Origin of the sequence: Vibrio sp. 1151_11, assembly GCF_029478525.1 — a bacterium.
In the GTDB taxonomy this organism is placed as follows: domain Bacteria; phylum Pseudomonadota; class Gammaproteobacteria; order Enterobacterales; family Vibrionaceae; genus Vibrio; species Vibrio anguillarum.
Genome location: NZ_SHMN01000028.1, coordinates 19,504 through 31,926, shown reverse-complemented (window position 1 = coordinate 31,926; position 12,423 = coordinate 19,504). Strand labels below are relative to the sequence as shown.

General features: G+C 45.8%; 12 protein-coding genes. 7 read left to right on the top strand and 5 right to left on the bottom strand.

Annotated features, from left to right (window positions below; all coding sequences use genetic code 11):
• Nucleotides 1-210: 210 nt before the first annotated feature.
• Both EXZ60_RS16440 and EXZ60_RS16435 read left to right on the top strand, forming a co-directional pair.
• Nucleotides 211-636, top strand: coding sequence for a MarR family transcriptional regulator (locus EXZ60_RS16440; RefSeq protein WP_017037465.1), 426 nt, complete (start codon nucleotides 211-213; stop codon nucleotides 634-636).
• 16 nt (nucleotides 637-652) lie between these two features.
• Nucleotides 653-1,411: a class I SAM-dependent methyltransferase gene (locus EXZ60_RS16435; protein WP_064626259.1), complete on the top strand. Its 759-nt coding sequence runs from the start codon at nucleotides 653-655 to the stop codon at nucleotides 1,409-1,411.
• Nucleotides 1,412-1,686: 275 nt separating this feature from the next.
• Here EXZ60_RS16435 and EXZ60_RS16430 read toward each other — a convergent pair whose 3' ends face one another.
• The 3 genes from EXZ60_RS16430 to EXZ60_RS16420 form a co-directional block, all read right to left on the bottom strand.
• The gene (locus EXZ60_RS16430; RefSeq protein ID WP_170898622.1) at nucleotides 1,687-2,550 is read right to left on the bottom strand and encodes a DMT family transporter; all 864 of its coding nucleotides are present in this window, start codon (nucleotides 2,548-2,550) and stop codon (nucleotides 1,687-1,689) included.
• A 159-nt stretch (nucleotides 2,551-2,709) separates the two neighbouring features.
• A complete protein-coding gene (locus tag EXZ60_RS16425; RefSeq protein WP_017047051.1) occupies nucleotides 2,710-3,318 on the bottom strand; it encodes a bifunctional 4-hydroxy-2-oxoglutarate aldolase/2-dehydro-3-deoxy-phosphogluconate aldolase in 609 nt (202 codons plus the stop codon).
• Nucleotides 3,319-3,344: 26 nt separating this feature from the next.
• Nucleotides 3,345-4,721 carry a GntP family permease gene (locus tag EXZ60_RS16420; RefSeq protein ID WP_029388227.1) on the bottom strand — a complete coding sequence of 459 codons (1,377 nt, stop codon included), beginning with the start codon at nucleotides 4,719-4,721 and terminating at the stop codon, nucleotides 3,345-3,347.
• Nucleotides 4,722-4,881: 160 nt separating this feature from the next.
• On the opposite strand from EXZ60_RS16420, the gene EXZ60_RS16415 reads away from it, so the two are divergent.
• Nucleotides 4,882-5,415, top strand: coding sequence for a gluconokinase (locus tag EXZ60_RS16415; RefSeq protein WP_088721196.1), 534 nt, complete (start codon nucleotides 4,882-4,884; stop codon nucleotides 5,413-5,415).
• Nucleotides 5,412-7,223 (top strand): phosphogluconate dehydratase, encoded by a 1,812-nt coding sequence (gene edd / locus EXZ60_RS16410; protein WP_277435978.1) that lies wholly within the window; start codon nucleotides 5,412-5,414, stop codon nucleotides 7,221-7,223. Before EXZ60_RS16415 ends, edd begins: the two co-directional genes overlap by 4 nt.
• A gap of 70 nt (nucleotides 7,224-7,293) precedes the next feature.
• Here the strand turns inward: edd and EXZ60_RS16405 are convergent, their stop codons facing one another.
• Nucleotides 7,294-8,301 (bottom strand): substrate-binding domain-containing protein, encoded by a 1,008-nt coding sequence (locus EXZ60_RS16405; RefSeq protein ID WP_026027817.1) that lies wholly within the window; start codon nucleotides 8,299-8,301, stop codon nucleotides 7,294-7,296.
• A gap of 321 nt (nucleotides 8,302-8,622) precedes the next feature.
• On the opposite strand from EXZ60_RS16405, the gene EXZ60_RS16400 reads away from it, so the two are divergent.
• Nucleotides 8,623-9,111 (top strand): hypothetical protein, encoded by a 489-nt coding sequence (locus EXZ60_RS16400; protein ID WP_010319103.1) that lies wholly within the window; start codon nucleotides 8,623-8,625, stop codon nucleotides 9,109-9,111.
• Between the two features lie 69 nt (nucleotides 9,112-9,180).
• On the opposite strand, the gene EXZ60_RS16395 is transcribed toward EXZ60_RS16400, so the two are convergent.
• The gene (locus EXZ60_RS16395) at nucleotides 9,181-9,747 is read right to left on the bottom strand and encodes a phosphoribosyl-AMP cyclohydrolase (RefSeq protein ID WP_208891835.1); all 567 of its coding nucleotides are present in this window, start codon (nucleotides 9,745-9,747) and stop codon (nucleotides 9,181-9,183) included.
• A 176-nt stretch (nucleotides 9,748-9,923) separates the two neighbouring features.
• On the opposite strand from EXZ60_RS16395, the gene EXZ60_RS16390 reads away from it, so the two are divergent.
• Nucleotides 9,924-11,519: an ATP-binding protein gene (locus tag EXZ60_RS16390; protein ID WP_258429216.1), complete on the top strand. Its 1,596-nt coding sequence runs from the start codon at nucleotides 9,924-9,926 to the stop codon at nucleotides 11,517-11,519.
• Nucleotides 11,516-12,199, top strand: coding sequence for a response regulator transcription factor (locus tag EXZ60_RS16385; protein WP_277435977.1), 684 nt, complete (start codon nucleotides 11,516-11,518; stop codon nucleotides 12,197-12,199). The genes EXZ60_RS16390 and EXZ60_RS16385 overlap by 4 nt, the downstream gene beginning before the upstream one ends.
• Nucleotides 12,200-12,423: the final 224 nt, after the last annotated feature.

Genomic DNA, 12,423 nt, shown 5'->3' with positions numbered 1-12,423 from the left:
TGACCAGTCTTCGTTACATTGTCAGACTCGCTACTTTATTCAGAGTCCTAGGTTCATCTGGTGATACAGATGGTTCACACATTAAGCGGTGAACAGCGCTTCATACGACCTCACGTCGCACGCCCCATTGTGAGTTAAAGTAAAACGCTAGCATTGACGACATTAAGTTATTTAGTTAGTCTAACTAAATAACTTAATGTCGGAGATACTATGGAGACGATTAAGAGCTTGGAACTACTTGAGTTCGAATTATGGCGCCGTTGGCGCTCTAAAATTAGTGACCAAGCAAGCAACGAATTGACAAACAATGAATTAGATTACCTCTACGCACTTAATGGGTTAATAGAAGGTGTATCACTTGGTTCTTTAGCTTGCCAGATGAATGTTAGTAACGCCTCTGCTAGCAGTATGGTGAGCAAGTTAGAGTCCAAGGGGTACCTTTCAAAAATTAAAAATCACGCCGATGGCAGAGGGGTAAGATTGGTCGCAACAGAAAAAGCGAATGCTCTACGTGCATTAGAGATAAACATATACCAACAAGTTGATGGTGAACTTCAGCATGCTTTTTCTGACACAGAATATGAGCAGTTTAATTCGCTATTATCCAAGGCTGTCGACATATTATTAAACAAATAAAAGTAATGGGCATACAATGAAATTTAACCACCACAATATCTCAACCAACCGTCTTTATAGTGATTTGTCAAAATATTATGACTACGTGATTAGTAGAGATGATTACCAAGGAGAGGCTCATTTTTGGAAGCAACTTATTGAAAAAAAATGCGCTAAAACTTTGCCAATGTTACTTGAATTAGCTTCGGGGCCAGGGCACCTCCTCTCTCACATCGGTTCTAATGTTGAAGCATTTGCCATTGATTTATCCACAGAGATGCTGACAAAGTGTAAGCAGCTTAACCCTAATGTAAACACCATTCAGGGAGATATCACGGAGTTTAGTTTACAGCAGAAATTTGATTTTATTTTGCTACATGACAGTATCGGTCATCTGTTCAAGGCTGATGATATTAGGGCTACGTTTGCGAACGCGTACCAGCACTTAAATTATGGAGGTATTTTTGCTTTGTCTCCTGAATTTGACGGAGATAGTATTAATAAACCTATTGTTAATCATCGCACCACATCACTTCCTGAAACAGATTTGACGGTTATCGACTACATCGAGCGTCACCCTACGGATAAAAATCGACTGAATGTACTGACTTCATACTATGAACAAAAACAAGGAGTGACACACATAGAGTTTGACCGTATGGAATTGGGGTTATTTGGTATTGAGTATTATAAAAAACTTATGGGAGAAGTAGGATTTAGTGTTGAACTTTATACGAAACCTGAATCATCGAGCACGGAATGTCGAACAGCAATTATAGGCACTCGATTGTCTTAAGCTAACTCACTTTTGTCCAATTATGCTCTAGAGCGGAAGCTGACAACTATTCTGTTCCTCCCCCTTTCAGGGGGAGGTTAGGACGGGGTTAAAGAGCGTCAGCAACAAAGCCTCACCTTCAAGGAGAGGTAATCAGTTTGTCCAAAAACGATAATCAAACGTGATGGCCCTACGCCATAAACGTGCGTAATGTCTGTTTCCTTCCTTAAAAGGTAAAGGAACTCAATGCTTCTTAGAGCTCTAGCAACTTAATTTCGCTTCACGCTTTGGCTCTTTTAGCGATGACGAAAATGGCCCATTCGATAGAAAAGAAGCGAACAGAGCAGCAAGCCGCAGCCGAAAATCTTATTCGCTGGCATCGATTCATCATAAATCAGCACGCTCAGAACCAGTGTCCAGATTGGCTCAAGCAGCATTAATATCGCCGCATTGGTGGGGTTGGCGTGCTTTTGACCTATGGTTTGCATCAAATACCGCAAACTGGTGGCGAGTAATACGCTCAGAGCAAGCCACTTCCACGTCATCAAACTTATTTGATCTGGCCATGACTCAAACAGTAAAGAGAGTAATACCCCAAGGCAGCCGCCAACAAACAGTTGTAATGTAGTGAGCAACATCGGCGGCAGATTAGCCGAAAAACGACTGTTAAAGTTAAAATGCAATGCCAGGCTAAAGGCCGCAGCAATAAACCACAACTGACTGGTCGCGACGACCCACTCCCCGTTCCACGACAGTAAAAAAAGCCCAATCAGTGCAATGGGTAGCGACAACCAAAATGCGCGCGCCGGTTTAGTGCCAAACAGCGGCCATGCTAATAACGGAACAAACAGCATAGAGAGGCTCATGATGAATGCGCCCTCGCCTAGCGTGTCGCTAATGGAAATCGCGTGGATCCAGCAAAAAATCGAGCCACCTAGCAACACGCCCACACTCATCGATTTTAAACAATCGTGCAGTGAAGCTTGGCGCAGCGCTTTAAGACAAAATGGCAGTAGGCACAGCGACGCTAAAAGAAAGCGCACACCAATAAAGCCAAAAGGCGGTAGGCCTTGAATAGCTTGTTTGGAAAACACCCAGCCCGCAGCAGCCAATAAGGTCGTGATAACTAAAATTAATTCTGCGCGTCGGTTTGCGTACATAGCTTAGCTTATCGTGAAATGAGTAGGAGAACGATTGTAACGAGATTTTTGATCGCGCGTTACTCTCGATTACTTTTATCGTTAATGGTCGGAGGTGCGCAGGGAATAAAAAGACGGCCTACCGAAGCAAGCCGTTGTTCTTAAAGAAAATAGAAAGGGTTATAGCGCTTTAACCAATTCCGCAATTCCCTGCCAATCACCTTTATCCATTAGATCTGTCGGTACCATCCACGTACCGCCACACGCCACTACGGATTTAATCGACAAATAATCTTGAACGTTACTTGGGCTAACGCCACCTGTTGGCATGAAATTAACCGGATAAACCGCCGTCAATGCTTTGAGCATGGCCACGCCACCTGAAGGCTCTGCTGGGAAGAATTTCAATGTGCGCAAACCCATTTCCATCGCTTGCTCAACCAAACTTGGGTTGTTGACGCCCGGAACAATTGCCACATGACGCTGTTGACAATATCTCACCGTGGTTGGGTTAAAACCGGGGCTGACTACAAAGTCCACGCCCGCTTCAATGGCTTGGTCTACTTGCGCCGTGGTCAGTACTGTCCCTGCGCCAATCAGCATCTCTGGGTAGGCGGCACGCATCAAACGAATCGATTCTGCAGCCGCTTCTGTTCTAAAGGTCACTTCCGCGCATGGCAACCCATTTTCAACCAACACTTTGGCCAAAGGGACCGCTTGGCTAGCATCATTAATCGCAATCACAGGGACGATTTTGATTTCTTTCAATCGTTGTTCAAGAGTTTTCATTTCATAACCTTATAGTAAAACGCTTTTTATAATAAGAAGCTTAGGACAGCGACAATCACAAACGCGATGCTACCAAGCAGTGTTTCCATCACAGTCCAAGTTTTGAGTGTGGTTTTCTCATCCATTTCCATCAAGCGAGAAACCAGCCAGAAGCCTGAGTCATTAAAGTGAGATAGTACCGTTGCACCACCAGCAATCGCAATCACGATAAAACATAAATCCAACTCACTCAAACCCGTGGTTTGTGCCACAATTGGTGCAATCAAAGCGGCGGTGGTGGTTAATGCCACAGTGGCAGAACCTTGCGCTACACGTAAGCAAGTTGCGATAACAAACGCCGCAACTATGATAGGCATACCTGTATCGGATAACACGTCAGCCAATGCTTGGCCAATGCCACTGGCGCGTAACACACCACCAAACATGCCGCCCGCACCTGTCACAAGAATTACCGCACAGATAGGCGCTAACGAGTCACTGCACAGTTTTTCCAGCTTGCTCATTCCAAAATCTTTGGCAAACACCAGTAAACAAGTTAGCAGAGTCAGCAACAGGGCCACCGGGGTTTTACCCAACATGCGTAAGAATTCAACCAATGGCGCTTTGCCATCAATCACGCCTGCTACCGCAAGGGTATTAAGACCTGTATCCATAAAAATGAGCAGCACAGGCATCACTAAAATCGCTAATACCGTGGCAAATTTTGGCAATTTATTTTCATCAATAATTTGCTCGGTATTAAAAAACGCTTTAGAGAGTGGAATATCAAATTTCTTACCCGCATACAGGCCAAAGAGGTAAGCGCCAAAATACCAAGTAGGAATCGCGACCAAGATACCAACAATCAGCAACAGACCAAGATCAGCACCTAAAAGATCTGAAGCCGCAACAGGCCCAGGATGAGGCGGCACAAAGGCATGCATCACCGCAAAAGCACCGGCTGAAGGTAGTGCGTATTTCAGTGGCGAACCACCAAAGCGCTTCGCTACACTAAAGATGATCGGCATCATCACGATCAATCCCGCATCAAAGAAGATGGGAAAACCAAACAGTAATGAAGCAATACCCAGTGCAAACGGCGCTTTTTCTTCACCAAAGCGGCCGATCAAGGTATCGGCCAGCACTTTAGCACCGCCCGTCACTTCTAAAATTTTGCCAATCATCGCACCTAAACCGACCAGCAAAGCAACAGACGCTAGGGTTCCACCAAAACCAGACATCATAGTTGGGACCACTTTTTCCGCCGCAACGCCGGTGGCAATTGCAGTGCCGAGGCTGACTAAGGTTAATGAAGCGAAGGCGTGTATCTTCAACTTCATGATTAAAATCAGTAGTGCTGCAATCGCACATCCCGCGATTGCTAATAGGTAAGCAGGGTTACTGCTTTGAGTCATCAATTCCATGTTCTTCACCTTATATCACGTATTGTTTTGTTTGTGTTTCAGTTCACAAATCTCTAAGTTACGGGTAACATGTTACCGATAACATGGATAAGATAAAGTCATATTTCCAAGTGAATTTAAAAAATGAGATCCAGCTCAGAATACCACTCAAGGAGTCCGTATGACTGGTAGTAGCATTATTGTAATGGGCGTATGCGCCTGCGGAAAAAGCACTGTAGGCGCGAAACTGGCCCAGAAATTAGGGGCGAAATTCATCGACGGTGACGACCTTCATCCAAAAGCCAATATTCTCAAAATGGCAGGCGGAGAGCCGCTAAATGATGACGATCGCAAACCTTGGTTAGAGCGCATCCGTGACGCGGCTTTTAGCTTAGAGAGTAAAAATGAGCACGGCGTGATTGTTTGCTCTGCGTTGAAAAAAACCTACCGCGATCAAATCCGTGACGGTAACCAAAATGTGACCTTTCTCTTTCTCGATGGCAGTTTTGATTTAATCATGAAGCGCATGAAAGCGCGTAAAGGCCACTTTATGAAAGCGAACATGGTGGAAAGCCAGTTCAATACGTTAGAGCGCCCCGACAACGAAGTGAAAGTCGCTATCGTTGATATCGATACGGATATTGATGAGGTTGTAGAGCGCGCCCTAGTGGCATTGCGTGAGCTCACTTTAGATGGTCAAAAGGTGTCAGCATGAGTACAGCCTTAAACCCAACCATCACAGCCGTCACCGAACGAATTATTCAGCGCAGCCGTACTTTGCGTGATGATTTTCTCAACCGCGCCAAGGCACAACAGCATAGTGGCAAGGGTAAAGCGTCACTCTCTTGTGGTAATTTGGCTCATGCCGTCGCCGCCTCTTGCTCTCAAGAAAAAGCGCACATTCTCGATTTAACGCGTTCTAACTTAGCCATTATCACAGCATACAACGATATGCTTAGCGCGCACCAAGTGTATAAAGATTACCCTGAGCAAATCAAAAAAGTGCTCGCCCCATTTGGCCACACAGCTCAAGTTGCTGGCGGCGTTCCTGCGATGTGTGATGGCGTAACGCAAGGCCAAGCGGGCATGGATATGTCGTTGTTCTCACGCGATTTAATTGCACAAGCCACGGCATTTTCACTCAGCCACAATATGTTTGATGGCACACTACTGCTCGGTATTTGCGATAAAATTGCGCCCGGGCAACTGATGGGCACGCTGGCGTTTGCGCACCTACCAACGGTTTTTATTCCCGCAGGGCCAATGTCCACTGGCATTACTAATGATGAGAAAGTCGATGTTCGCCAAAAACATGCAGCGGGTTTGGTTGATGATAGCGCGCTGCTGAATATGGAGTGCGCTTCGTATCACTCCCCGGGCACTTGCACTTTCTACGGCACTGCCAATACCAACCAATTAGTGTTTGAGGCGATGGGTTTAATGCTGGCAGGGTCAGCATTTGTCGCTCCCTTTTCCCCATTGCGCCTTGCATTGACGCAACATGCCGCAATCCGCCTTGCCGCCATGAACGATGGCACGGCGCATTTCCGTCCACTTTATGAAGTGGTGACAGAAAAAAGCGTAGTCAATGGCCTAGTGGCTTTGCTCGCCTCTGGTGGCAGTTCAAACCATACCATTCATTTACTGGCTGTTGCTCGCGCGGCGGGTATTGTGCTGACTTGGCAAGATATCAGTGATCTGTCTGACGTCGTTCCTCTGGTGGTAAATGTTTATCCCAATGGTTCGGCGGATATCAATGAATTTGAGCTCGCAGGCGGCGTACCCATGTTGATGACGCGTCTGCATCAAGCGCAATTACTTCACAGCGACGTAAAACCCGTGTTTGGTGAATTTGCAGATCAGCTAAAATCACCGCAATTAGTGGGCCATACGTTAGAGTGGCAAGCGTGTACTCAAACTAAAAACCCCTCGGTAATCGCCCTGCCTGATAAGGTATTTCAGCGCTCTGGTGGCATTAAAGTGTTATCGGGTAACCTTGGGCAAGCGGTGATCAAAGTCTCTGCCGTGGCTGAGCAACATCGCATTGTTGAAGCGCCCGCCAAAGTGTTTGCTTGCCAACATCAGGTTGAGCAGGCGTATCAACGCGGCGAGCTCAATCAAGATTGCGTGGTTGTAGTCCGCTTCAATGGGCCAGCAGCCAATGGTATGCCTGAGCTGCATAAGTTAATGCCGATTTTGGGCAACTTACAAAAAGCGGGCTATCAGGTTGCGTTAGTGACCGATGGTCGTTTGTCCGGCGCTTCTGGTAAAATTCCTGCGGCTATTCACGTCTCACCGGAAGCATTAAGAGGCGGCGCAATTGCGCTTATTGAAGAGGGAGATAGGATCCGCGTCGATGCGGTGACAGGTCGATTAGAGAACTTAACGCCAACCGAAGGCCGCGATAGCGCCACTTGTGATACTGAGCTCACACAGCAAACTTGGGGGCGCGATCTGTTTAAAGTGTGCCGAGATAATGTCTCTGCCGCCAATCAAGGGGCTTCGTTCCTCTACCCTAATTGATACAACATGAGCTTGATGTAGCCATTGAAGTGACAAACCCAACCACTTCAATGGCTGAATAACAAGCTGACTACAGGCTCTCGCCATCGGTGACACTAAAGCCTAAGTCGAACACTTTCTGCTCAATCACTTCACCAGCCAGTGCGGACAATAATAGCTCAGCACTTTTCTTGCCAATCTCAAACCGAGGCGTTTCTACACTGGTTAGCTTTGGCGAAATCGCTTGACCTATATCGAGCGCGTTATACCCCACAATTGCAATATCTTGAGGAATCTTCAGCCCTCGATGTGCACACTTCATCATGGCACCAATTGCAATGTCATCATTAGTACAGAAGATGCCGTTGATCTCTGGCCTCTCTTCTAGGGCTTGTTCGAGTAAATCACCGCCGAGAGTAAAACTTGAATGCTCTTGAGTTAGGATATGGACTGCGGTTAAGCCTGCATCTTGCATTGCACGATCATAGCCATTCATCCGCAACTGCGTTCGAGTATCAAGACGCGCACCGAGATAGGCAATATGCTGTTTGCCACTGTCGATCATCTGCGTCACCACATGATACGAGGCCTGTTCGTGATCCAACCCCACCGCCATATTGATCGGCTTGTCTGGCAGCTCCATCGTTTCAACCACTGGCACACCCGCCGCTTTTAGCATTTGGATGGTACGTTCGGAGTGGTGCGTTTCGGTCAAAATAAGACCATCGACTTGATACGACAGCAACGAGGCAATTTTCTCCTCCTCTTCTTGCACGTTATAACCAAAGTGGGCAATAAGTGTATCGTAACCCCTTGCTTTGGTTACCGACTCAATCCCTTGAACTAAATTGGCAAACACTTGGTTTGACAAGGAAGGCAGAAGAATACCAATCGCCTTACTTGACGATTTCGACAACATCGCAGGGGCGCGATTTTGTATATAACCTAACTCTTCAATCACTGCGGCAATTTTTTCTTGGGTTGCCAATGCGACCGAATTGGGGTCGCGTAGAAAACGGGAAACGGTCATTTTCGTCACCCCCACGCGGTCTGCGATATCTTGCAGGGTAGGCCTAGTTTTACGTTGCATACTGCTCATTTTTATTCTGTTTTCCAACTGAATGTTACCGTAACATTAAACCTCATGACGACTGTGCATTTCAATCTTTATATCACCTCGATAAGCTCATACACACAGAGGCAATGGCGTAATTTGTGTGACCAACTCGCACAATTATCAACAAACTCATTAATAATCCCTAAAATGGGCTTGCTTTCTTGCCTCCTCACCCCAAAAAGAGAGTAATGTGAGGCAGAAGCTCTCCTTTTCATGGATCTTTGATTCATCGCAAGGCGCTTTTCCCCCTGCCAGATTAATTAATAGCTTCTGATTTTGAAGCTGCATTCTAAGGAAATAATAATGTCTGATACACCCACTACCGTTGAATATACCGTTGAAACCCTAAAGCCTGTTGTTGAATCTTCCGGTTCTATTTGGGGTTATGTGGCGGGCGGTGTCGTGCTTGCAGTCGTTCTTGGTTACTTTGCTTTTAAAAAGCTCAACAAACCGGCCTTTGTCATTAAGCAAATGCGTAAACGTAACCGCAAAGAGATGAAAAAACATGGTGTGGAAAGTGCCGAAGCGATGGTCGATCTCGATCTTCTACTCGATGCAGTACAAGAGTACGCCACCCAACAAGCAATGAGTGGCACAACCATGGTGCAACTGTTAGCGCCATTAAATGACGCCAATAAAATGAAATCTGCAGGAGATTTCTATCATTCAATGGCCTACATTGCCAAAAGCATCAATAACCCGACGTTGGCTAAAACATTACAGAACAAATCAAAACAGGTTCGTTCAAGCTCGCCATTGATGGCTGGCCTGCTCAAGCGTGCTGGCGTTTAACTGGCACTACTGCAAAACCTGCGATGTGGGTGTATTACCATCACCCACATCTAAAAGTTTTCCCCTCAGTTAAGGCTGAAATGGCAGTGATGAATGGTGCAGAACAATTCGCAGTTGGCCCTGTTCATCTTTCTTAAATGCCCAGCTTTTATCCACCACGGTTTGCTTTCCTTTATTGTCGATGAGCTTAACATGCCCCATGGTTAGGGCTACATCGCCGTTGATATAGACTGCTGCATTATCAAAGCTGTACTCCTTCCAACCTTTTAGTGCAAAGCCAGAATCTTGTGGGTATTGCTTATCACTGCCGACAAAATACGATAGCGCTCCGTCCGCTTCTGTACGAAAGGTTTGATCCCCACTGGCAAGCGTAGGTTTGAAAAGCACCGCACCTTGTTGGTAGCCATACGCTTGGTCCAATACTTGCTTTGCCAACTTCTTCGCTTCGGCATGACCTTTTTGCTCATAAGTCTGGCTTATCTTGATTAACGCTTCTCCCCAAGCTTGCTGGGCATTAAGCACCTCTTGATGACTAATATTGTTATTAACCAATAAGTCAGAAGCCTGAGCGGATAGCGGTAACAACCCGCAGAGTAATAATGCTGAAATAGAAATTCTTTTATATGTACGTTGCATGATGAAGACCTTATCTAATTATCTAGTTGATGGGAGTAATGTGGTTGATGGGAGTAATTTACGGCCTCTCGATGAACCTAAACCATGCGCTTAGATTAACTTCAGATGAATATTCTTTACCCAATACCAACGGATCGCTTACTCTGCTCATCTATTGAATTTATGCGGCGATCATTATGTTTCGTTATCAATTATCTCTCGTACTGGCTCTGTTACTCACCCTAATCTTAGCCCAAGCTGGCACCGCTTTATGGTCAAATAACGTCGCTAATGAGCACATTCAGCGCGGGCAGATCTCCAATCAAATCTTGCAAAGCTTTATGCAGTTGAGCACGGAAAAACAGCAGTTGAAAATTTGGCTTGCCGAGTATTTATTGACCAAAGATGGCAGCACGCTCAAACGGGACATGCGCTTTTCAAAGATTGAAGATTTGCTCAGCGAGCTCTATTTGCTAACCGAGCAAGCACAACAACACGGTATCACCAACCAAGACTTTGCCGAGATCACTCAGCAAATCAAAGTCATTTCTCTCTTTGAAACTAACTTTGGACGATTAAAAACAGCGCTTCGATCCTGGGAAATCGCAAAAATCACAGACAATAATGATCGCTGGCTTTTACTCAGTGACACCTTTGATAAAGTGGATAACACCGACCTACGCCAACTGCTGAATCAAGCTATTTCTCTACAGAAACAACGTACTGCACGCTATGAAGCGGCAGCGATGAAATCATTATCTGATGTAGAAAATGTCATTGTAACCTTATCATTACTAGGGGTAGTCTTTGGCTTGCTACTCGGAGGCTGGTTACTGCGCACCTTATCCAAACCGTTAGCTGAACTGCTAAAAAGCACTTCAGCTTTAGAACAAGGCCATCTTAACCATCGAGTATCGGTCAGCGGGCCAAGTGAGCTCAGAACCCTAGCGCAGCATTTTAATCACATGGCACAAAGCCTTGAAAATGCGCAGCAAAAAGAGATCGCTTCGCGTCAACTCATTGAGCGAGAAGTCACCGCACGCACCCAAGAACTCGCCAATGCACTCGAAACATTGGAGCAGGCTAAACGCCAGCAGAAAGAGTTTTTTGCGAACGTCAGCCATGAATTGCGTACTCCCGCAACGGCCATTTTAGGAGAAGCGCAAATTACCCTTCGCAGTCGTCAAAATAGTGATGAAGAGTATCGACAAACGCTACAGCGTATCAATGAATCGGCAACCCACCTTTCCTACCGGATCGACGATTTATTGCTGCTTATCCGTCAAGATGAAAAGCTGTTCCAACCGACTCTTAGCCCTATCACCTTAGAGAGTCTATGGCAGTCGGTGACGAGACAAGCCACCCTTTTAACTCACGCGCATCAAGTGCAACTTGAATGTCTTCACCCACAACAGGCAAACTGGCAAGAGCGGATCTTTCATACTGATTTAGATAAGCTACTGATGACCGTGCGAATTATCGTCGATAATGCATTGCGCTATGATCCACATCACCAGCCTATTACGCTCACTCTGCTAGTTGAGCCCCAGCAATTTCATCTTCAATTGCAAGATCACGGTATTGGTATTGACCAAGAGGACCTCGCACAGATTTTCCAACGCTATTTTCGGTCCGAAAACGGCAAACGCTATCGCCCTGATGGTTTGGGGATTGGTTTAACACTGGCTTATAACATTGTGCAACAGCAACGCGGAACCATCGCATTCCAAAGCCAATTGGCTCAAGGCACAACCGTTACACTGACCTTTGAACTGGAAGAGGAAGAATCATGAGAATTCTTTTAATTGAAGATGATGCCAGAATTGCCAACTTTATTGAACGAGGGCTCAAAGCAGAAGGTCATCACATTCAGCGACTGAATGATGGGCAATACGCACTTGAAACACTCATAAGCGGCGAGCCCGATATTTTAATTTTAGATCGAATGCTTCCGCACACCGATGGATTAACTCTTTGTCAGCAAATACGTGAAGCCGGTATTGATGTGCGCATTTTGATGCTTTCTGCACTGGGCGAAGTTGAAGAACGGGTTCGGGGCCTACGCATTGGTGCGGATGATTATCTGGCAAAACCTTTTCATTTTGAAGAGTTACTGGCTCGCCTAGATGCGCTGCAACGTCGACATTCTGACTCTGCGCCAATGCCCACTCTACACATTGCAGACTTAACGCTCTGCTTATCAACCATGACCGTAACACGGGCAGGGCAAGCCATTGAGTTAACCGCCAAAGAACTCTCCATATTAGAGCTATTGATGCATAAACCTGGTCATATTTTTAGCCGAGAACGGATTCTTGCTAATGTTTGGGGCCTCCATCAAGATCCCCTAACCAACGTAGTCGATGTGTATATGCGTCGTCTACGCAAAAAAATTGATGACCCTTTCTCATCAGCACTGATTAAAACTAAACGCGGTATGGGCTATTTTCTCGATAAAAATAGTGGTGAGTAACGCACAGGAAATGGATAATTTAACCCTTATCTAACAAAAAATCGGTTATCTATACCCAAACAACTTGGAGTTGCAGGTAGGCGGCAAGTGAGTGAGTCCCCATGAGCATAGGCAAACTATGTGATTGGGGTGAACGAACGTAGCCAACACCGCTGCAGCTTCAAGTAGGAAGGGTATAACAAAACAATCCGTTATCTAGAAAATTTAATATTCGTTCCGGTACA

Excerpts from the sequence above, each read along its gene's own strand:
- EXZ60_RS16405 (WP_026027817.1), bottom strand. The coding sequence starts at position 8,301 with ATGAGCAGTATGCAACGTAAAACTAGGCCTACCCTGCAAGATATCGCA.
- EXZ60_RS16425 (WP_017047051.1), bottom strand. The coding sequence starts at position 3,318 with ATGAAAACTCTTGAACAACGATTGAAAGAAATCAAAATCGTCCCTGTG.
- EXZ60_RS16420 (WP_029388227.1), bottom strand. The coding sequence starts at position 4,721 with ATGGAATTGATGACTCAAAGCAGTAACCCTGCTTACCTATTAGCAATC.
- EXZ60_RS16415 (WP_088721196.1), top strand. The coding sequence starts at position 4,882 with ATGACTGGTAGTAGCATTATTGTAATGGGCGTATGCGCCTGCGGAAAA.
- EXZ60_RS16400 (WP_010319103.1), top strand. The coding sequence starts at position 8,623 with ATGTCTGATACACCCACTACCGTTGAATATACCGTTGAAACCCTAAAG.
- EXZ60_RS16395 (WP_208891835.1), bottom strand. The coding sequence starts at position 9,747 with ATGCAACGTACATATAAAAGAATTTCTATTTCAGCATTATTACTCTGC.
- EXZ60_RS16390 (WP_258429216.1), top strand. The coding sequence starts at position 9,924 with ATGTTTCGTTATCAATTATCTCTCGTACTGGCTCTGTTACTCACCCTA.
- EXZ60_RS16440 (WP_017037465.1), top strand. The coding sequence starts at position 211 with ATGGAGACGATTAAGAGCTTGGAACTACTTGAGTTCGAATTATGGCGC.
- EXZ60_RS16435 (WP_064626259.1), top strand. The coding sequence starts at position 653 with ATGAAATTTAACCACCACAATATCTCAACCAACCGTCTTTATAGTGAT.
- EXZ60_RS16385 (WP_277435977.1), top strand. The coding sequence starts at position 11,516 with ATGAGAATTCTTTTAATTGAAGATGATGCCAGAATTGCCAACTTTATT.
- EXZ60_RS16430 (WP_170898622.1), bottom strand. The coding sequence starts at position 2,550 with ATGTACGCAAACCGACGCGCAGAATTAATTTTAGTTATCACGACCTTA.
- edd (WP_277435978.1), top strand. The coding sequence starts at position 5,412 with ATGAGTACAGCCTTAAACCCAACCATCACAGCCGTCACCGAACGAATT.